General features: G+C 52.5%; 21 protein-coding genes, 1 tRNA gene and 2 pseudogenes. 22 read left to right on the forward strand and 2 right to left on the reverse strand.

Annotation, left to right across the window (positions count from 1 at the left end; genetic code table 11):
* Positions 1-35: 35 nt before the first annotated feature.
* Positions 36-1,245 (reverse strand): annotated as a pseudogene (gene hemL, locus JCM12296_RS08120) (glutamate-1-semialdehyde 2,1-aminomutase).
* 327 nt (positions 1,246-1,572) lie between these two features.
* Here hemL and JCM12296_RS08130 point away from each other — a divergent pair.
* The 3 genes from JCM12296_RS08130 to JCM12296_RS08140 all read left to right on the forward strand — a co-directional run bounded on the left by JCM12296_RS08130 (position 1,573) and on the right by JCM12296_RS08140 (position 4,263).
* Entirely contained in the window at positions 1,573-2,322 is a 750-nt protein-coding gene (locus tag JCM12296_RS08130; RefSeq protein ID WP_054691446.1) for an RNA 2'-phosphotransferase, read from the forward strand.
* Between the two features lie 103 nt (positions 2,323-2,425).
* Positions 2,426-2,502, forward strand: a tRNA-Lys gene (locus JCM12296_RS08135).
* A 729-nt stretch (positions 2,503-3,231) separates the two neighbouring features.
* Entirely contained in the window at positions 3,232-4,263 is a 1,032-nt protein-coding gene (locus tag JCM12296_RS08140) for a hypothetical protein (protein WP_157067463.1), read from the forward strand.
* Here the strand turns inward: JCM12296_RS08140 and JCM12296_RS37985 are convergent.
* Positions 4,221-4,778: a hypothetical protein gene (locus JCM12296_RS37985; RefSeq protein WP_157067464.1), complete on the reverse strand. Its 558-nt coding sequence runs from the start codon at positions 4,776-4,778 to the stop codon at positions 4,221-4,223. The genes JCM12296_RS08140 and JCM12296_RS37985 overlap by 43 nt on opposite strands.
* A 23-nt stretch (positions 4,779-4,801) precedes the next feature.
* Here JCM12296_RS37985 and traL point away from each other — a divergent pair, with 23 nt between their 5' ends.
* The 19 genes and pseudogenes from traL (at position 4,802) to JCM12296_RS39725 (ending at position 20,266) form a co-directional block, all read left to right on the forward strand.
* Entirely contained in the window at positions 4,802-5,074 is a 273-nt protein-coding gene (gene traL, locus JCM12296_RS08150) for a type IV conjugative transfer system protein TraL (RefSeq protein ID WP_054691449.1), read from the forward strand.
* The gene (locus JCM12296_RS08155; RefSeq protein WP_054691450.1) at positions 5,071-5,631 is read left to right on the forward strand and encodes a TraE/TraK family type IV conjugative transfer system protein; all 561 of its coding nucleotides are present in this window, start codon (positions 5,071-5,073) and stop codon (positions 5,629-5,631) included. The genes traL and JCM12296_RS08155 overlap by 4 nt, the downstream gene beginning before the upstream one ends.
* Before the next feature lie 345 nt (positions 5,632-5,976).
* Positions 5,977-6,399, forward strand: coding sequence for a type-F conjugative transfer system secretin TraK (locus JCM12296_RS08160; RefSeq protein ID WP_054691451.1), 423 nt, complete (start codon positions 5,977-5,979; stop codon positions 6,397-6,399).
* A 9-nt stretch (positions 6,400-6,408) separates the two neighbouring features.
* The gene (locus tag JCM12296_RS08165; RefSeq protein WP_054691452.1) at positions 6,409-7,680 is read left to right on the forward strand and encodes a TraB/VirB10 family protein; all 1,272 of its coding nucleotides are present in this window, start codon (positions 6,409-6,411) and stop codon (positions 7,678-7,680) included.
* Position 7,681: 1 nt separating this feature from the next.
* Positions 7,682-8,140 carry a TraV family lipoprotein gene (locus JCM12296_RS08170; RefSeq protein WP_054691453.1) on the forward strand — a complete coding sequence of 153 codons (459 nt, stop codon included), beginning with the start codon at positions 7,682-7,684 and terminating at the stop codon, positions 8,138-8,140.
* Between the two features lie 114 nt (positions 8,141-8,254).
* Positions 8,255-9,298 (forward strand): annotated as a pseudogene (locus tag JCM12296_RS51335) (TraC family protein); the annotation flags it as partial.
* A gap of 168 nt (positions 9,299-9,466) precedes the next feature.
* Entirely contained in the window at positions 9,467-10,024 is a 558-nt protein-coding gene (locus tag JCM12296_RS47230) for a TraG/VirB4 family ATPase (protein WP_281491959.1), read from the forward strand.
* Positions 10,021-10,638, forward strand: a complete 618-nt coding sequence (locus JCM12296_RS47235; RefSeq protein ID WP_054691455.1) for a TraG/VirB4 family ATPase — start codon at positions 10,021-10,023, stop codon at positions 10,636-10,638. The genes JCM12296_RS47230 and JCM12296_RS47235 overlap by 4 nt, the downstream gene beginning before the upstream one ends.
* Entirely contained in the window at positions 10,598-11,182 is a 585-nt protein-coding gene (locus tag JCM12296_RS08185; protein ID WP_054691456.1) for a hypothetical protein, read from the forward strand. Before JCM12296_RS47235 ends, JCM12296_RS08185 begins: the two co-directional genes overlap by 41 nt.
* Positions 11,154-12,086 carry a TraU family protein gene (locus JCM12296_RS08190; RefSeq protein WP_054691457.1) on the forward strand — a complete coding sequence of 311 codons (933 nt, stop codon included), beginning with the start codon at positions 11,154-11,156 and terminating at the stop codon, positions 12,084-12,086. Before JCM12296_RS08185 ends, JCM12296_RS08190 begins: the two co-directional genes overlap by 29 nt.
* A gap of 12 nt (positions 12,087-12,098) precedes the next feature.
* Positions 12,099-12,770, forward strand: coding sequence for a TrbC family F-type conjugative pilus assembly protein (locus tag JCM12296_RS08195; RefSeq protein WP_157067465.1), 672 nt, complete (start codon positions 12,099-12,101; stop codon positions 12,768-12,770).
* Positions 12,763-13,227: a S26 family signal peptidase gene (locus tag JCM12296_RS08200; protein WP_054691459.1), complete on the forward strand. Its 465-nt coding sequence runs from the start codon at positions 12,763-12,765 to the stop codon at positions 13,225-13,227. The genes JCM12296_RS08195 and JCM12296_RS08200 overlap by 8 nt, the downstream gene beginning before the upstream one ends.
* Positions 13,160-14,023, forward strand: a complete 864-nt coding sequence (locus tag JCM12296_RS08205) for a conjugal transfer protein TraF (protein WP_083455958.1) — start codon at positions 13,160-13,162, stop codon at positions 14,021-14,023. Before JCM12296_RS08200 ends, JCM12296_RS08205 begins: the two co-directional genes overlap by 68 nt.
* Positions 14,024-14,036: 13 nt before the next feature.
* Positions 14,037-14,963 (forward strand): conjugal transfer protein TraH, encoded by a 927-nt coding sequence (locus JCM12296_RS08210; protein ID WP_054691461.1) that lies wholly within the window; start codon positions 14,037-14,039, stop codon positions 14,961-14,963.
* On the forward strand, positions 14,960-15,451 hold the full coding sequence (locus JCM12296_RS08215) for a hypothetical protein (protein ID WP_054691462.1): 492 nt from the start codon (positions 14,960-14,962) through the stop codon (positions 15,449-15,451). Before JCM12296_RS08210 ends, JCM12296_RS08215 begins: the two co-directional genes overlap by 4 nt.
* Positions 15,448-18,606 (forward strand): conjugal transfer protein TraG N-terminal domain-containing protein, encoded by a 3,159-nt coding sequence (locus JCM12296_RS08220; protein ID WP_054691463.1) that lies wholly within the window; start codon positions 15,448-15,450, stop codon positions 18,604-18,606. Before JCM12296_RS08215 ends, JCM12296_RS08220 begins: the two co-directional genes overlap by 4 nt.
* 65 nt (positions 18,607-18,671) lie before the next feature.
* Complete coding sequence (locus tag JCM12296_RS08225) at positions 18,672-18,914, forward strand: hypothetical protein (protein WP_054691464.1); 243 nt, start codon at positions 18,672-18,674, stop codon at positions 18,912-18,914.
* Between the two features lie 256 nt (positions 18,915-19,170).
* Entirely contained in the window at positions 19,171-19,884 is a 714-nt protein-coding gene (locus tag JCM12296_RS39720) for a hypothetical protein (protein WP_054691465.1), read from the forward strand.
* A gap of 16 nt (positions 19,885-19,900) precedes the next feature.
* Positions 19,901-20,266, forward strand: coding sequence for a hypothetical protein (locus JCM12296_RS39725; protein ID WP_054691466.1), 366 nt, complete (start codon positions 19,901-19,903; stop codon positions 20,264-20,266).
* Positions 20,267-20,268: the final 2 nt, after the last annotated feature.

Here is a 20,268-nt window from a genome sequence, read left to right on the forward strand (position 1 = left end):
TTCGACAAGGGGGGTGGTCTTTTGAAGAATCGTTTTTAAAGGATGGCAAATACCGCTTCGGCCGCAGCCAACGTCTGAGCGATGACCTGGTCATCATGGGCGGCGGAAAGGAAAAGCGCTTCGAACTGGGAGGGGGCCAGATAGACGCCTTTTTCCAGCATGGCCTGGTAATAGGCGGAAAATCGCTTCAGATCGGACGTTTTGGCATCGGCATAGTTGTGCACCGGCTGGTCGGTGAAAAAGAGCCCCAACATGCTGCCGACCCGCGCACAGGCGACCGGAATGCCCGATTTTTCAGCGGCAGCCGAAAGGCCGTCCAACAGGCGTTGGGCATGCTGGTCCAATTCCGCATAAAACCCCGGCCGGTTGATCTCTTTGAGGGTGGCAATCCCGGCCGCCATGGCCAACGGGTTGCCGGACAGGGTGCCGGCCTGATACACCGGGCCCACGGGCGCGACGTGTTCCATGATCTCCCGTCGGCCACCATAAGCCCCCACGGGCAAGCCCCCACCGATGATTTTGCCAAAACAGGAGAGGTCCGGCGTGATCCCGTAATATTGCTGAGCCCCGCCCAGGGCGACCCGGAATCCGGTCATCACCTCGTCAAAAATCAGCACGCTCCCATGGGCCTCGGTGGTCTGCCGTAGGGTCTCGAGAAAGCCGTCCAGGGGAGGCACCAGCCCATGTTTCCGGCGACCGGCTCGACGATGATACAGGCAATCCGATCCCCCTGCTGGTCCATGACCTTTCGAAGGGCCTCGCTGTCGTTGTAAGGCAGGGACAAGGTATGGCCGACAAATTCAGCCGGCACACCGGGACTGCCGGGAATCTGTAGGGTGGCAACACCGGAGCCGGCCTCCACCAGCAGGGCATCGGCATGGCCATGATAGCAGCCGTCGAATTTAATGATCTTGTCACGGCCGGTATATCCCCTGGCCAGGCGGATCGCGCTCATGGTGCTTCGGTTCCCGAATTGACCATGCGGACCATATCCACCGAGGGGACGGCCGCAACGATCAGCTCGGCGAGCTCGATTTCCAGGGCGGTGGGCGCCCCGTAACTCGTGCCCTGCTCCAGAACCGCGGCCAATGCGGCAATCACGGCTGGATGGCGGTGCCCCAGAATCATCGGTCCCCACGAACCGATATAATCGATGAACGTATTGCCATCGGCATCATACAGCCGGCATCCGTCAGCGCGCTGGATGAACAGCGGATCGGTCCCCACGGACCGGCAGGCCCGCACCGGACTGTTGACGCCGCCGGGGATCAGTTTCTGAGCCCGTTGAAAAAGTTGCCTGGAACGATCGGTTTGCATGGAGCGGATCCTTTCTGTTGAATTCACGAAACCGGTTGACTTTATCCGTGATGGCAGGCGAAACTATCAAACCCGCCCCGGGAGGTCAAGCAGGCAAACCGGGATGAAACCGGGGCCGGGCGACACTCGGGACGAATGGGTTTTGCCGAGCCGAGGGCGTGCATCCGGCTTGCCGCCGACCGCCGCCTCTTTTGCCCACCATGCCGGCGCCCGCGCCCCATGCATTGATGAGAACCGGTGGGTACAGGATCGCCGTTGAGCAAGCATCGCCACCAAATCGAAAAACTGGCTAAATTCCTCACCTACATCCTCGGCCGCCGGCCGGATGAATTCGGTCTGGTTCCCGATGAGCGGGGTTTCGTAAAAATCAAGGACCTGTTGAAGGCACTGGACGAAGAGGCCGGCTGGCGTCACGTGCGGCAGAATCATATCCGTGAAGTGGTCTACACATTGGCACCGCCACCGTTGGAAATAGATCGGAATCTGATCCGGGCCATTGATCGGTCCCAGCTGGTAAAAGCGGAAATGGCCGGCGATATTCCCAAGCTATTGTACCATGCGCTTCGCCGCAGGGCGTATCCCGTGGCGTTGGAGAAAGGGGCGTGGCCGAGGGACACCATGTCGTATGTCGTACTGGCCCGAGACCGCCAAATGGCCCAACGCCTCGGCCGAAGAATGGACAGCGATCCGATCATCCTGACGGTGAATACGGCGCAGTTGAGACAAAAAGGAAGCCAACTGCTTTGTTTCGGCGACCACTTGATGTTGGCCGACGCACTTCCGGTAGGAAGTTTCAGCGGCCCGCCCCTGCCGGAGCCACGGGAAGCGCCCCGAACGACCGAGGCCGCCCCGATCCCGACGTTGCCCAAGACACCGGGCAGCTACTTTCCCGATCTCGCCTCGGCCGCAACCCCGGCCAAAAGAAACATCAAGCGTTTGGAAAAACAAAAGAACGCCTGGAAGCGGGATCGCAAGCGCCAAAGCAGATCCAATGGAAAGCGTTGACCAAGATCGTGAGCGCCCCTCTTTTTGGATTAAGTATAAAAAACACATTGACAACTTGCCTTCAGACTGTTAGGTAGCGCTTTTGTTTCACGGGCTTGAATGAGGGCCGTTAGCTCAACTAGGCAGAGCACCTGACTCTTAATCAGTAGGTTATTGGTTCGATTCCAATACGGCCCACCAAAATACACTAAGCGAAATCGGTTAGTTATACCGGTTTCGCTTTTTTGTTTTTAGGGGGTTTCTATATAGAAAATGACAAGGAAATGACAAGCTGGGCGACCTTGTGATCGAACAGATAGATATTCTATCTACCATTTCAAGGTTCTTTGATGGAATTAAAGCCGAATGTCCGGGCCAATACGATGACATGCCAGCCATTGCAAATGGTTTTCCTAAAAATGGTTGGCCCGAACCAAAAAGTTTCAGTGAGTAGGTGCGAGATGCGCCTTCCATCGGCAAAATACACGCAGATAAAACCATCATTGATTTTGCTCAGGCGTTAATGTCCGTGAGGAGGGCATGTCTATGAACGAAAATCACGCCCAAATCAATCCTGTTTGTCATCAGATGTTGAACTGCCGGTTGACCGGGAACATCACGCCAATCAGCTGGTTCCGCAACATATTGACTGGATCGGGTAAGCCCGATGTGGTCGCTATCATCCTTTTATCCGATATCGTCTATTGGTACACACCGGTAATGACCCGGGACGAACACACCGGCGATGTGATCGGGATCCAGCAAAAATTCCAGGCCGACAAGCTCCAGAAAACCTACCAGGAATATGCCGACATTTTCGGTTTCTCCAAAAACCAGATTAAAAACGCCATCGACAATCTGGTCAGCCAGAATCTGATCACCCGCGAGTTTCGCCATATCAAAACGGGAAGCGGCCTTGCCATCACGAACGTGATGTATATCGAGCCGAACATCGAAAATATCGTCAAAATTTCCTATAAATCCAGATCCCCCCAAAAAGCAGGGGGATATCCCCCTAAAAAGTTGGGGGATATCCCACCAAAAAGTTTGGGGATATCCCCCAAAAAATGGGGGACCTCCCCCCAAAAAGTTGGGGGTCATCCCCCAAAAAATGGGGGGACGTATACAGAAACCACTACAGAGATTACTACAGAAACCACAACAACAACCACCGAAGCGGCGGCTGTCGATCTTAAAAATCGTTTTCCAAAATCCATCCGCTCCCGCATCCCCAGGATTTACCAGGATCACAAGGACGTGTTGGATAGCATCGACACGTATCTAAAAACTCACGGCAAGCCATATGTCACTGCTGAGCTCGATTATGCCATCCACAATTCGACCAAGGATGGCGGATTTCCCGCATTCCTGAAGCGATCGCTGGAAAGTGGGTGGGGCACCGAGGATCTGAAGGTTCGGCAGGCAGCCCAAAACGAGCAGCGTATTTTGGAGCGCCGGCAGAAAGAAAGCGATCTTGAAGCGCTACGCGCCGAACAAGAGCTCCTGGCTGACATCGAAAAGTGGGATCGGCAGATCGATCAGAAAGTTCAAGAAACCCTCGAGTGTATCTCCCCAACGGAGCTGAACCGCATCAAAACAGAGGCCTGGGAACAGGCCGAAAAGAAAACACCCTGCCTCAAAAGCCAGAAAAGCCAAATGTTGGCAGCGGCAAAGGAAAAGCTGTCCACCCTTTCTGATCCCGAACGAAAGACCCTCTTTGAGGTCGCCAAAGCAGCCGTGCGTGCCTCGATCGGCAACCTGTTGGGAGATAATCATCCCGGATTCCACAGGGCGGTGGATAACCAGGTGCTCAAGGAAATCCAGGAAAGGTATCCCCTTCATACGCCGCTGGCAGACCTCTGGAACAAGCGGGTCAAGACCGAAGCCGATCGGATTTTGAAAGTCATGGTCATTCGAAATTACGGGCTTTTGAAAAGCCAAAGCACCGGGGAGTCACCATGAAACACATCCTTTACGCAATCATTGCTATTGCCGTGTTGGTCGGTTGCGCCAAACAGCCGGTCACCACCTACAGGGACGCCACAATAAATGTCGCCGAGCCGAGGATTTTTCATGGCAGCGATATCATCGATTGCAAAATCATCCATCAACAACACCACCAAAGGGAGGACTAAAGCCATGCAAGCCGTCCGAAAATTAACTATCGCATTGATTGTTTTAACCGTCGGCTTTTGTCCGGCGGTGGCATCCGCCTTCCAGGCGCGGCCTCCGGAAGTTTTGCGTACAGCGTCTATGACCTTTTCATGAACGAGATCCTGACGGGCGCCATTGGTTTCGTCATTGCCGCCGGCCTGGTGCTCTACGCCATATTCTGGGCGGTCCGCAGCAACGTCTTCGGCACCATCGTCTGTGCCATCTGTGCCGGGTTGATCATCTTCATCGAGGATGTCGTGATCTCGCTTGGAATAACCATCGCGGAGGTTGGAAACATCGTCTCGAAATCTCTGTTTTAACAACCTTGGTTCGTGGAGGTGGCCCCATGCGATACCAGATACCCCGCTACTTGAACGAGCAGGTCCGGTTTGTCGGGCTGCAAAGCGATGAGTTCATCATGTGCCTTCTGTCCGTCTACTTTTGCACGATCTTTCGATTTCAGTGGATGGTTCTGATGCTCAACCTGGCAATGATTTTTTTCATCATCTGGCTCAATCGCAATTTCCCCAGGGGTTTTATTCGGCATCTTGCCTATTTCAGTGGATTTTACAGGTTCGTCAATTATCCGGCTTTTTTTGCCAACAGGTTTATCGAATGAAGTTATCCATTTACGGCAATAAATTGGCCAATGCCATGGCCGAAAACAGGCTCCTCAAGTTCTGCCTGGTGCTGACCATGGGTGTCACCATTGTCAATTCACTCGTGGCCTACCACGCGATGAACAACCAGAAAGTGGTGATCCTGCCACCAATGGTGGATCATAAAATCGAGATCAGGGGCAATGATGCAGATGACGACTATCTCAAATTGATGAGTCGATATTCGATCAAGCTGCTGCTTGACTATACGCCGAGCAACGCAGAGCAGAACTTTTCCGATTTTCTTAAACTGGCGTCCCCCCGCGTATTCAGATCCATGCGAAGTGACCTCGATAAAATCATCGAAGAGGTAATTCGTCTGAAAATCAGCTCCTCGTTTCAAATTAATACGATTAAAAAATTGGGAACCACAGACCGGATCGAACTGATCGGCCTGCGAAGTAAGTTTGCCGATGACGTGCGCATCGAGGAAGCCATCGAAAACCACATCATCGAATATGAAATCGATGATGGTACCTTCAGGATTACGGGAGTATCCCAAAAAAATGGTGCATAACCAATTATCCAAATTTTTGGCCATCGTTTTAGCCGCCTCACTGTTTCCGGTGCTTTCCCAAGCCTCCGAGCAGATCACAACACCGACAACCAGTTACGGGAGATCGGAACCGCTGCCCCCGATCAAGCTGGCGCCGGGGGCCATCAACCGTATCCATTGCAGCGAGCCGATCCAATACATCAACGCCCTCCATAGGCTACAAATGGAAGTGGAGTACCAGGGTAACGATGCCTTCGTTACCTGGGTAAAAACGCAAAACAGGGGGTCATTTACGTCGGTACGAAAAGCGGGGATGTATTCTCACTGGAAATCATCCCCAAAAATGGTGTCAAGGCCAGGGTCATCATGCTGGAGTCGCAAAGCCGCAAAGCCAGGGAGAACCAGCTCAAGTTCGCCGGGCTGGACAAGGAAACGGCCGCTGTGGACCTGATTCGAAACGCCTTTGCCGACACGTTTCCCGAAAACGTCAATGTGATTTCAAAGGATCAGGAAATCGATGGGATCGAGCATTTACGGATCCGACTGAGGCGTATCGTGACTATCGATGGCGTTCCCCTTCGGCTGAACGAATACCTGGTGAGCTTCGCACCTTCGGCGGACATGAAAGAGATGACGGTAGACGAAACCAGTTTTCTGGTTCCGGAACTGACCCGCAATCCAACGGCCATCTGCCTGGGAAGGGATCTGGCGCATTTTACAGACGGCAAAGCGCCCTTGCGCGCCGGCAAATACATGCGCCTGTTTATCGTTGAACATTCATCCGATTGATTGAATCCAATGAAAAAACTCATCGAGCTGTTTCGCGACTTAAAAAGCAAGGACAAAAGCCGGCTGGTAAAAATCGCCATCGGTTTGGTGCTGGTTGTCGTTGTGTTCAGCGCCTATCAATTCACCAAGGACAAAGACAAGCAGATCCCGACCCGCGCGGATGTCAAGAAAAACACGCTACAATTCGATAAGCGGACCTTCGAGAAAACCATCTATAACAAGACCCGTGCGGACGTCGAAGAACTGCGAAACGAGCTATTGGCTTTCAAAAAGGAGGTGCGGGACATGCTCGCCGAGAACTTCCAGGCGGCCCTAAAAAAACAGCGGTACGGAGAGAAAAAGGGAACGCCGGACTTCCTTTCGAATCCCCCTGCCAGCGACAAGTCCATCGGCAAGGTTCCACCCAAGAACCTGTCGTTTACCACACCGCTGCCCGTTGTCGAAAAAATGCAAAAACAGAAGGCTGCCGCCCCTGAAAGTAACTATTTCCAGGAACATCGGATCCAGGGGAAATCCTCCTACAACAATAAAAATGAGCCTCCCGTTAAACAGATTGCGGTTTTTGCGAATCCTCATTCAACCGCAGGTGGTTCGCAGGAAACCGATGACATCGAGGTTCACCTGCCGCCATCCTTCATGGAAGCCAACCTGCTCAATGGCGTCACCGCACCGGCCACGGATGTGGGCAGGAACAATCCGATCCCCATGCTGATCCGGGTCAACAACCTGGCGGTGCTGCCCAACAACGTGAAAAGCAATACCAAGGGCTGCTTCGTTGTGGCGGAGGGGTACGGTAGTCTGGCCGACGAACGGGTTCACGCCCGGTTGTTGTCCTTGTCCTGCATCAATCAGAAAGGGGGCACCGTGATCGATCAGGCCATCAAGGGATTTGTGGTCGATACCGACGGCAAGGAAGGAATGAAAGGCCATGTTTACGCTAAATTCGGGCAGCAGATCGCCCGGGTGGCGGTCGCCGGCTTTCTGGAAGGGTTGGGAGACGCCATGAGCCTGGGGCAGCAGGAATTCACTTACGGCGTCAATACCGGCGTTCGAACCGGCCAGTTCAAGGATACCGATCCAGGAACCCTTTCCAAGGCCGGCATCGGCCAGGGCATTGTCAATGTGGCCCAGGATCTTCAAAAATTCTATCTGGATCTGGCCGAACAAAGCCTGCCGGTCATCGAGGTTCACCCCACCAAGAATATCACCATCGTGATCAGCGAAGGGGTGAATATCGCCATCAAGAAACAAGAAACCTCAAAGGTGGAGCTGGAAGGATAAAATGAAAACGATATGGCTATTGCTCATCCTAACGGTCTTCCTGTCGCTGACCGGCTGCCAGACACTGAACCCTTATGATGAGGTAAGTGACTGCCCGGATCCGTTTAACGGCGATTGTGTCCCCATGGATACCGCCTACCGACGATCCAAGGCCGATCCAAAAAACACGGCAGTCATCGACATCGATCCACAGCATGATTCACCGTTAATAAAAGATCGACCCGAAACAAACGAAACCGGGGAAGCACCCCGACATCTCCAGGAGCAGGTTTACAAAAACGAACTGTATCAGGAGATCGCCGGTCTGGTGAGGCGTCCCATCACACCCGTCCGGATTCCCGCCAAATTGATGCGGGTTTTAATTTTAGGATACGACCGCGAGGATCGCTTTTACAGCCATCGTTATATCTTTTTCGAAAGCGACAGATCCCGCTGGATCCTGGATATCATCGACGAGTAGGATGATGCTGCTACTGGATAAAATATTGGGTGTGGGCGACGCATTCAACGCAAAGCGGTTTGTCAACCTGGCCAATCGTGACAAGCTGTCGGACTACCTTCCTATCAGGCCTGGGACAGGAAAGCCGGCGTCTACCATAGCGCCGATGACACCTTTGGCTATGTGTGGGAATGCACCCCCCTGGTGTATGCCTCCGCAAAGGTGTTCGAGAACCTGAAAGGGTGCCTCCACAGCGGGATTCCCTTTGGCAGCGTTCTCCAGTTCATGATGTACGCCGACCCGGACTGCACCGGCCTTTTCGACCATTACCGGTCGCTGAAAAGCCGCCAAAATCCATTTTTGGATACCCTCACCGACAACATGATTCATCATCTCTCCGAAGCCGAGTTTGGACTGAGGAGCACCAACAGCATTCCCGTGAGAAATTTTCGATTGCTGGTGAGCCTCAAGTTCCCGCCGGGAGAGCAGCTGAGCGATCAGTTCGAATTCGCCGCCCTTTCGGTGGCCGAGGCACTCAAGGGGGCCGGCCTGGATCCCATGCCCCTGGATCCCAGCGGCCTGATCGGTCTTTTGTCAAAGATTCTCAACAACGGGGCCAATCCACAGTTTTCCCCTTATGACCCGGATCTGGAAATCCGCAAACAAATTATCCGCGCCGGTATGATCGATGCCAAATTCACCCATGTGGAAATACGCGGCGGGTGTGACGCAAAATTTTTAAAGGCCCAGACCGTAAAAGGATGGCCCATAGGAGAAATCGAGCCCCTCACCATGAATCGCATCATGGGCGGCATCATGGGCGCCAATGATGACAACAATCAGATTACCTGCCCGTTCTGGGTTACCGTTAACATTGTTTTCGAAGGGCTGTCCAAACGCATTCGCTCCAAAACCGAATTGATGATCCGCCAGGAAAAAAGAGGCGTTCGCGGTCAGAAAGAAAACGAAAGGGAAGCCGAGTATCGTTGGGCGGCCAAGGAATTGATCAGCGGCAACACCTTCGTGCGCGTCATCCCCATCATCTGGAATATCGGCCGTTCAACCGAGGAGATCGATACCAACTGCGCCCAGATCAGTCGGATCTGGCATTCCCAGGGAGGCGGGTTCGTGCTCCAGGAGGATATGGGGATCCTGACGCCGCTTTTAATCGCATCGTTGCCACTGGGTCTTTACAACATCGGCACCAATGTCGATTTCATGGAGCGCGACAAGATCATGCCGGCGGAAACCGCCCTGCGCCTTCTGCCCGTACAAGGGGATTTTACCGGGTCCGGACAGCCCACGGCCCTGTTTTTGGGGCGTAAAGGCCAGGTGGTCTCCTACGGCATGTTCAACGAGGGTTCCACCAACAACAATGCGGTGGTCACCGCAACGACCGGTGCGGGCAAATCCTACCTGATGAACTATCTTCTCAAGGAGATCTATTCCAATGGCGGATTGATCCGGATTTTCGATCTGGGCAGAAGCTACGAAAAACTGACCAAGATATTGGGCGGCACCTTTATCGAGTTTAATGAAAACTCCACTGTATCGCTCAACCCGTTCACCCATATCCGGAATATCGACGAATCCATCGATTCCATTTCGGCGATCCTGTACCAGATGTGCTACTCGGCAACAGGCCAGATGCCCACGGAAACCCAAATGACCATCTTGAAAAACACGGCGCGCATGGCCTGGGAAATGGAGGGGAACGATGCCGGTATCGATGCGATCTACCAGTTCCTGAACCGTTTCACGGAAGTGTCCAAGCGCATGGAATCCGATATCGATCTGTCCAAAATCAAGGACATCGATTCCATTGCCGCCGAGCTGGGATTCAATCTGAAAGATTTCACCACCAAGGTCCTTATGGCAAGTGGTTTGCCGGACCCGCCACCTTGAACATCGGCAGCGATGAGTTCGTGGTCCTCGAGGTCGACTCGCTGAAAGACATGGATTCACTGTTTCGGGTGGTTTGCATGCAGATCATCCACTACATCACCCAGAATCTCTATCTTTCCGATCGTATGCGCCCGCGTGTGATCGTCTTCGAGGAGACGGCCCAGTGGGTCAGCAAGGACAGCTTCATCGCCATGGTCATCGAGTCCGGGTACCGACTGGCGCGCAAATATTTCGGATCCTTCATCACCGTGTTGCAATCGCCCTTGGACATCGTCAATTTCGGCAAGGTCGGCCGGGTGATCAATTCCAACTCGGCCTACAAATTCTACTTGCAATCCAGAGACTATCCCCAGGCAATCGAAGAGAAAATCATCGAATATGGCGAATTCATGGGCGCCATTCTAAACTCGGTGCGTCTGGTGAAGCCCAAATACTCCGAGTTCTTGATGGAAACACCCAACGGAACCGGTGTGGCACGGTTGTCCCTCGATCCGGTGGCCTACTATGCCTTTACTTCCGATCCCCAGGACAATGCCCGCATCAACGCCCTTTTAGGGGAAGGATATCCATATCATGAAGCGATTCAAAAGCTCGCCGGTCAAAGGCGTTATTGAAATCGGCGTCCTGATACTTTGCCTTTTCATGAACGAAGGCGATCTCCAGGCCAAAAACCTGGGCCGTGTGGGACCGGTATACCCGATCATTGAAAAAAGTGTCGCGTTTTCAAGAAATAGTCAGGCGCAACGAGACAAGTCCCCCACCCCCATGACACTGCGGACCGCGTCGGTTGAAGTGGAACAATTTCTGGATCTAACCTACACGGTTCCCTGGGATATCACCGATGCCGAAGGAACTATCGTCTACCCGAAAGGGTATCGCTACAACCCTCTAACGAATCGCCGGTTTCGCACCATGATCGTCATCGATGGAAGTGAACCGGATCAGCTTGACTGGGTCGATCATGTAGAGAGCGCCGCCGATCCCATGACGCGGATCGTGATTACCCAAGGCGACCTTGCCGCCGTATCCCGACGATTCAATCGGCGTGTTTATCGATTACATCCCCAGGTGGCCCAACGATTCGGGATCGAAACCGTACCCACCATCATCCAACAGAAAGGAGCAGTCCTTGCGGTTACATCCACACCTGTCCATTAGTTTGATTTTGATTCTCAGCCTGCCCTTGCTGGCAGGTGGGGCGTGTATCGAGCAGGAATGGAACCCGGGCGGATTCGACTACGAATTCGAGGTGATCGGCGCCTGTGAATGCTGTTACGGTGAGTGGTGTCGACAAGGCATGTTGATCGCATTCTGGGAGCCTCACAGGGTGATCGAAACGGTGAAGGACCCGTATTGTTCGCCAACCGCCTCCCAATCCCTGCTACTCAGCCAATCATCCGATGTAGGTTTCATGGATGAAGTGTTTCTCGGCGGGACCCACGCCGATCATTCCAACACGGAAGGGGCCACTGTTTTCGCGCAAGTTCACTATCTCACGCATCCCATGCTCGATGCCATGATCGATGAATTCGACGACATGTGTTGGGAGTCTTCCGACAACGGTATGGAATACATATCGGAAACCGACAGTGAATGGCAGGGTATCTACGGCTCTATGTGGTGGCCGGAAGCTTCGCTGTTCGCCACCTATCCCATGGTCGAAACCTGCATGGCCGATGCGGCAGCGGCTCAGTTCGGTATACCCATCGATGCGCTTTACTGGTGTTTGGGCGCATGGGGAACCCTGTTTAACATGAACGGCCATTTTAACCAAGACGAATACACCACGGGTAATGTCGGTCTCGCCGCTCGAACCATCGCCCATATGGGTCGCCGTGGTTTGTTGATGGATGCGGCATCCGTATACTGCTACGCCATTTCGATGCCCATCTGGATAAAAAGCTATTTCAAGCTGCAACCCATACGTCCCAATGAATACCCCTTTAAAATCCCCATCGGCATGGATCCACTGTTTTGGTCCGAGGGCCTGAATCGTGTCGGTCTGGGCGGGGATAATTTCGCATGGCTTCTATGGCGGCTGCGTATTTGCTGTGCCAGCTGATCGCAGGTGAATATGAAATCAATCGCCTTGGCAATATCATTGATCGCCATTTCAAGCCTTCTTTCAAGTGGGCAGAATATTGAAGGAATGGTCAATGGGATTGAAAAAAGCCCCTATTTCCAGCGGGCTGAACAGGCCGTTAAACGAAATGAAAAAACGCTGCATCACAAGGTGCAACAAAAAATTGAAGAAAAGAATGTTTCCATCAACGCCATCAATGAGCAAATAAGAAACGGACTCATCCAAGCGGCGGCGCCTGAAAATGCAGATCCCCATGTCGATACAAAATCCCGAATTTATATTTTCGTGTCCCGGTCGATCCCCCTTGCCGTTCTCAGGTCCTTTGCCGCCGACATCGATACCCTTGGAAGCGACACGCTACGCCTTGTGTTCAGGGCGTTCCCGAAGAATTTCCTGTATACGTTTTTACAAAAAGACCAGTCCAGTAACAACGGAGATGGTGTGGTCAGGGCAAAGATCATCGTCGGCGAGAAAATTTTCGATCGCTATCACGTGGACCGGGTACCGGCCGTGGTTTTTGATCCCGATCCCATGACCTCACACGATGACTGGTTGCTCGTTTATGGGGCGGACTCCCTGCATCAGGCATTGACATTGTTTTATCGGGAGTCCGGCCGGGACGAATTGAAAATGGCGGCAAATCGGGTGGCCAAAATTGAATAAACCGAAGCTGAACGCCAAATTTTCATGCTGCCTGGCGCTGCTCTGTTTATCGCTTGCCATCGGCATGGCCATACCGGACCGCCTGACCATGACCAAGACTGACAGCGTCAAATACCATCTGTTTTGGGAGATCGATCGGAAGGCCCTCCAGATAGGCGATTACGTCCGTCTTCCCTTGTTCGAGCCGAGTGTGGGCTGCAACCCGTGCAGCATTGTCAAGCGCGTCGGTTGCCTGCCGGGAGATCTATTGGTAGGCGAGGATATGAACTACTACTGCAATGGCAAGTATTTGGGTCAATGCAAAACCGGCAAAAATATCGCGCCATTTCGATTCACCGGCAAGGTGCCGCCTGGCATGGTTTTTCTGATTGGTGACAGGGATAACAGCTATGACTCACGATACTTCGGGCTTAAATCGATCAGCGACATCGAGACGGTGCTTTCTCCTCTTTTTTAGCCTGCTTCTCATCGCAGCACCCGCATGGGCTGCAGACACGTTCTGGGAGGATCGCCAAAGAGGTTACTTTTGGTATGAAGACCCTGACCTGCCAGTTTACGAGCAACAAGACGTTCCGGTTGAGGATAAACCGATGATTGGCAATACCGGACAAGATGCCAGGCCCGATCAATACACCTATGACGAACTGTTCGAGTTGCACCCGGACCGATTTCAAGTGGTGATCGACGCGAGGCTCAAACATGCGGTTCATCGTCCAACCGAAGAGAATGTGCTGCGGTTTCTGGAAGCCACGGACGTGGCCAAAAAGAAAAGCCGCCTGATGGCCAATGTGGCCGGCTATGTGGCCATGCAGAACCCGTGGTTGACCGGGGAGTCCCGATATCCCTATTCACAGCCCGGCCGCGGCGTATACGTCCAGCAGCGCAATAAAGACATCCAAACAACGCTTGCAGAATTCAAGGAACGATATGCCATCATCGCCTTTCATCAAGCCGGATGCGGATATTGCACGGCACAAGAGGAAATTCTGGATCACTTCGAACATCTGAACAGCTGGACCGTAAGGCGGATCGATATCACCGAAAACCCGGGTTTGGCGGCCAAATTCCATGTCGAAATAACCCCGACATTGCTTTTGGTTTCTCGCAGCACCCAACAATCGAGAATCCTCTCTTCGGGCGTGATCTCGTTGGATCAACTCACCACACGTGTTTACCAGCTGATCCGCCTCATGGAGCGCCGCGCCGATCCAACGGCGTTTTATCCCATGGCCTTTCACGAAGCCGTAAAATAACCGGGAGATAGCCATGCATAAACACTTCCTGATCAGCATCGTCTTTATTCTGACGGCAACCGGCGCCTGCTTTGCCGATGATTGGATCGACAATTGGATCCAACAGGCCACCGCCAACGGACCCAATATGTTCGAGAGCCAGAAGCGGGGCTACGCCTCGGCCGGGAGCCTGTCCCTTCGCTTTAAAAACGAAAAGGACTACCTGGTCAGTTTCGCGCCGCCTCGCTTTCGGGCCGGCTGCGGCGGCATCGACATGTTCCTGGGTAGTTTTTCCTACCTGGATGCGGAATATCTGATGGAGAAGCTGGAGCGCATTGCGGAAGGTGGTGTGGCGACCTTTGTTTACGATATCGCCATGTCGGTGCTTTCCGAGCCCATTCAAAAATCCATGAAATCGTTGGAGGCGCTGGTGGATCGGCTCAATCAATTGCAGATCGATGACTGCCAGGCCGCCAAGGGCGTGTCAGCCTATCTGAAGAGCACCTCGTCGGGAGAGGATCAATCCGAGGCACTTCAAAAATTCCTGATCGAAAGCGGTATCAACGATTTTTATCAGGGCGCTCAGGACGATTACAACAGCTCAAACACCGAACAGGTCATGCAGGATGCCGGGGTGACGGTAAGCGACATGACCTCAGGCTGCCCCGAAGAAATGCGGCGCGTATTTTTCAAAGACGGTTCACTGCTCGCCAACGTTGCCGTGGAAAACAATATCCCCGAATCCCAGACCCGGATCATGTCGGCTTTTGTGGGGGATGTGCTGATCGACAGTGGCCGCTATTTCATGATCGGTCCATGCTACAACGATCCCGGGGATGTGGATGCGCTGGTCTACGGGGACCTGATCACCCGGGATGCCGGCGGCGCGTGCAGTCAGCTGGATCACGTTCATATCGACGGCGTGAACTATGACTCTTTATACGATTGGGCGTATGCATGATACGCGAGGTCATCACGTCCATCGGCACGAAAACGGATCTATCGCCGGCGGCACAAGCCTTCATCGAAAGCATGCCGTCGCCGGTGTATATGCTTGTATTAAATGACATCAAGGCGGTCGGGGATTTGAATGACGTGGAAGAGATCTCCGGCCGTCTCGCCTACGTGGGTGCCCTCTCCTACGCCTACCAGATGAGCAAATCGCTTTTGTTCAACACCTATAAACTCTATCACGATGCCATGCGCATCGCCCACAATCAACTGGGTCCGGATGCCGGCGGCAGATGCGTGCAGCAGCTTGTGGAACAACCGGCCGGTTATATCGAAACCATACTGGGCCGTTTGGACAGCATGTATGGTTATCTCGAACAAGCCTATTCAGCCTCGCTGCAGCGGATCACCAACGATCTGCAGCAGGAACGGTTGATCCAGGCCCGAAGTGATCGGTTGAATCGTACTTCTTTCGACCAAACGGGAATCCGCAAATGAAACGATTCTGGATAATTCTCACCCTGTTGATTTTGCTCGCTCCAGGTTATGCCATTGCAGACATTCCGGATACATTCAGGGAGTATGTCACCTATGGGGGGTTCCACAGTATTCACAACGCCTTGAACCGGATCGCCTTGAGTTTCTCGGACAATTCCTATGAGGGGCTTTTCGTTGCCTTCATGGTGGTGGCCCTCACCTTCTGGTTGGGCTGGGGCGCCATCGGTTATTTTCGAAATGGCAGCGCCCTGGGTTTCATCTACATGGCGTTTACCATTTTAACCGGAGCCATCGTCTATATCGCCTTGATCCGCCCCACAACATCCATGGTGGTGTATGACGAGCTTTTGAATGTTCATCAGGAAGTGGCCGATGTTCCCGAGGGCGTGGTGCTTTTAGCCGGCATGCAAAACAGCTTTACCCGCACCATGACCGACATCATATGGACATCCGCCGATCCGGAAGTCTACGACTACCGGGAAAACGCCAACGGGGATGTCTACAATATCGTTCGCCAGGTCTATAATCGAGAGATCGATATCTCTACCCAAAATGGAAACGGACGCTACATCAATGCGTCCTTGCGGCGTTATTGCGAGGATTGCGTCGCTTTTGAAATCCTGCGGCCGCAAAGCGATCTGAATGTCAATATGTTCGCCACCAGTTCGGATCTGACCGAGCTTTTGGAGGCAGCCCGCAGCCCTTCGGTATTCACGGTGTATTTCAATAGTGATAGTCCCACCGGTACGACCATGAGTTGTGCCGACGCCTATGATCAAATTGTCGGTGACTTGAACGCCATTACCGACGTCTCGGATGAGAACATGAATTTCTGGCAAACCAAATGCGCGGAGGCCGGCTATCATAACAGCACGGGAATGATCGGTGAGGATCAGATCGAGCGCTGCATGCAGCGCACCACACAATTTCTATCCTACATCACCCAGGGCAACGTGGCCCCATCGGAAGTTACCCGCAACCTGCTGATCGCCCGTGAACTCTGGAACGCGGCCCTGAATGCCGATATCGCCGCTCTCGGGGATTATAAAATCGGCACGGCCCTTACAGGTGAAGCCATTTCCACGGATCGATGGCTGCCGCTGATCAAGGAGGTGATGACCGCCATCTATCTGGGCCTGGTGCCCTTTCTGGTCATTTTATTGCCGACACCGCTTATCGGCCGGGTCGGCGGTCTCATCATCGGTTTTTTCTGTTTTCTGACAGCCTGGGAAGTCTGTGATGCCTTGGTCCACAGCTATGCCATGGATCATACCATCAACTTCTTCGATGAAATTCGTCGCAACGGGCTGAGCTTTAAATCCATTGCCATGATGGAGAGCCATAGCCACCAGTCCATGCTGATGTTCGGCAAGACACGTGCCGCCACGATGATCCTGGCCGGTGTAATTTCTGGGGTGATCGCCAAGTTCGGCGGCGCTGCCCTGGCCCACTTTGCCAATACGATGAACTTCGGTCATTTGGGCCGCGAGGCGGCAACCCAGATAAACGATCCGAGCGGGCAGGCAAGTGCCCTGGAGTCCTATGCCAAATCGCCGGTTCCGGTTGAGACACACCGCAACCAGGGCTATCATGAGATGGTCCGCCTCTCCAATCTCGCTTACGCCGGTAACATATCGGGAAGCGAAATTTTGATCGACGACAGTGACGGATCGTTTACGGCCGCGGCCGCACATAAGGGCCGGGAAACCACCAACCGCACACTCGATGGGTCCGCCAGATATTCCGCCGTCGACAAACAGTCCGGGATCAGGGACATGAACGCCCAGGATGCCCGCGAACTGATGCAGGAGAGCCAGGTGGCAAGCGGCTTGGCGTCGGCGGTGACGGCCGAGCGTCTTGGCATGGAAGAGCACTACGACCGGACCAGTACGGAAATGATCAGAAGCGATTCTGCCTTGAAAGCCTTGGGAAAAGATGGTGATCTAAGTGAAAGGCAGGCCCAAGTGGGAACCATTCAGGGAACGCAACAGCGCGGGACCCTGGACGCCAACCGCGCTGTCGGCACTCAGGGTGTATATCAGGCAGCCTACACTGACACGGCCCGCCACAGCGCCCATTCCATCATGGCAAACATTGCGGCAACGGATATTCTCCAGAATGGGGCCGTCAGTCCGGGAAACCGTGATCTTCTCAATCGATTGAATGAAGACCCGAATGTAAAAGGCTATCTTCAGACGGCTACCCATATGGACGTTTCTCCAAACGCGGATGAAGCCGCCGCCCTGGCAACCTATTTTGGTTCTCATGGTCATCATTTTACGCCAGGCATGCTCCAAGGCTCCCAGGTGAGTTTTAAAATGGCCTATGATCCGAAAAGCGGCGGCATTGTTCCATCCAATATCAACGTATCGACCGGCGCTGGCTTCCATAATTTCGGTCGATACTTCGAGCGGCCCATTACGCCGGCCAGTCCTTATGCCCTGACCAATCCATCATCAGGGGATACCGTGACGATTACATCGGGACGGGTTTACGGACAATCCGGCGTTTATCAGCAAGCCGAAGGTTTTACGGCTGACGGGACACCCGTCAGCTTGGGGTCTTCCGATGGTCACGTATTGGATCGGATGTCATTGGGTGAGCGATTCAACGGGTTCGGGACCCCTTATGTGCTGTCTCGTCTGAGCCAGGGTCTCGACTCGATGATCAGGGGGATCGATCTTACGGAAGCGTCACAACGGGCCGAAGTGATTCCTCAAATTGCTAAGGCTGTTTCTTCCAATTTTGTATCTGCAAATCAAAGCTATGTTGATCAGGTGGCTTCTGCAATGGGAGGTTCTATTGGTGGTGGCTTAAGTAAATTTATAGGCGCTTCAGGAAACGTAGGTGCCTCGTTCACCAAACGGGATGTGAACGAATTTGCCCGTAACGTTATCACCCAACGACTTATGGATGTGACTGCCAATGCTACTAATAATGAAACGGCAAGAGAAGCTCTACAAAATGAAATCAGTTCCATGACAGCCGATGACTACAGATATATGAAATCAGCCATTAATGAATATAGCCGCAATCACATCAAGGATATGGCTAACGAGACTGTGGATAAGATGAAGAATGGTCTTAAGGATTTCGATAAAAACATTAATAACATGGACGAACATCTCAAGGACTGGGATGATATGGGCATGTAATCTGCCCAACCACATAAAATCCAAGGGGAATCAAAATCCATAATAAATAGTTACGGAGGTCGAGAATGGACGATGAAACATATTTTCTACTATTATTGTTCTTTGGGATGCTTTTTATCCTGGTTTGCCTGTATCGGTTATTATCCAACCGATATAAGCCACGAGGAGAAAAGAAAAATGAAAAAATCGTCCATTCCACGGCCCTGGATATGGACAAGGAGTTTGATGATGATGTGGTTACAAATCCTGCATTTTCATCTCTAAAAGCAAACATCTTCCATAAAGACAGATATGACGATGATAAATAGGAACTATTCAATTTACTGATGATCCCTTGTCTCCTTGGCCTGCTCGGTTGCGGAGGGTCGTCGGATTCTTCTGTATCAAATAACTTCTCATCGTCCGAGGACAGTGGTCCATTGGCAGGCGTGTGGATCGGATCAGCAAATGGCGTCACGCACACGATTACGACCCACGGTCAGGAGAATACCTGTTTGATGGGATGGAATACAAGCGATGAATACTTTACCAGGACATTTATAAAAATACGGGATCGTCGAGTCCATGGAGCAATCATCAATAAACCTGAATGAAATCACGGAAGGCGCTGCCTACCAGGCCATCGAAACGGCCATCATCCAGTATTTTCAGGTACGGGATTGTATTGTCAATTTCGACACCCAAAGCGCTTGCATTCTCTTCGATCCTGTTGTTCATCGAAGATGGATTGCACGGTTCAATGGGCATATTGATTCCTGCGATTCAAAGGACATCCCGATTTCGGTACCGCTGAGGCGTCTGCCACCCCAAATCAAACAGATGACCCGGCCCATATTAGAAAATCTTATGGGGGGACAGGAGTCGCTGGAGTCATATCTTAAATGGAAACCCCTCGAACGTAAAATCGTACCCGGAACCATCACCGAAGTACACCATACTCACTACAAAATCAGTTTGAAGGGGGAAACAGGTAGATTGGATACCAGGGATGCAATCAAACGCGAAAACTACTCGCTTGGGAAAACCCATTTATTTCATGTAAAGCGGGTTCGGATGGATGGTGAAAATGTCCGGATTCATCTATCGCGCAGGTCCAAAAGTCTTCCAGAGTTCGTTCTATCAAGCAAATTTCCCAAGTACCGGTTCAAATGCTATCGGCGCCTGCCGGGCATCAAATCCTGGATTCGAACAACTGCACCTCGATTCAGGTGGAGCTTGTTTTTTTCCAAGGAGATTCGCCAATCCCTGGCAGGAGAATACCTTCAATTTTATTCTTGAGGAAAAGGAGTGGACAATGACGGAGACACAAAAAAGCCCCAGCAACGGACCGACGAAAGGTAGAGATTTTTTCATCGAAATGGCAAAACACCCGCGATCCCGGGTCATCATGGCCAATACATCGGACACTTACATGATGGCCGATATCACCCGCCAGGGGGACATCATCATCAGCAGATTGAGGGATGAATTGATGCGATCGATTACCATCGAGGATTTCACCCGTTACATGGATGAATACTATAAAATCATTTTCGGTCTCGAGGACCATCTGCAACTCATCGGATCTATGGTGGGCATCGACTATCGTCCCTCACGCACCTACAAATCCATGAAAAAGAAGAATAATCAGGATTCGATGAACACTCCAACAGAGACTTAAAA

The organism is Desulfosarcina cetonica JCM 12296, assembly GCF_001311845.1.
Lineage (GTDB): Bacteria > Desulfobacterota > Desulfobacteria > Desulfobacterales > Desulfosarcinaceae > Desulfosarcina > Desulfosarcina cetonica.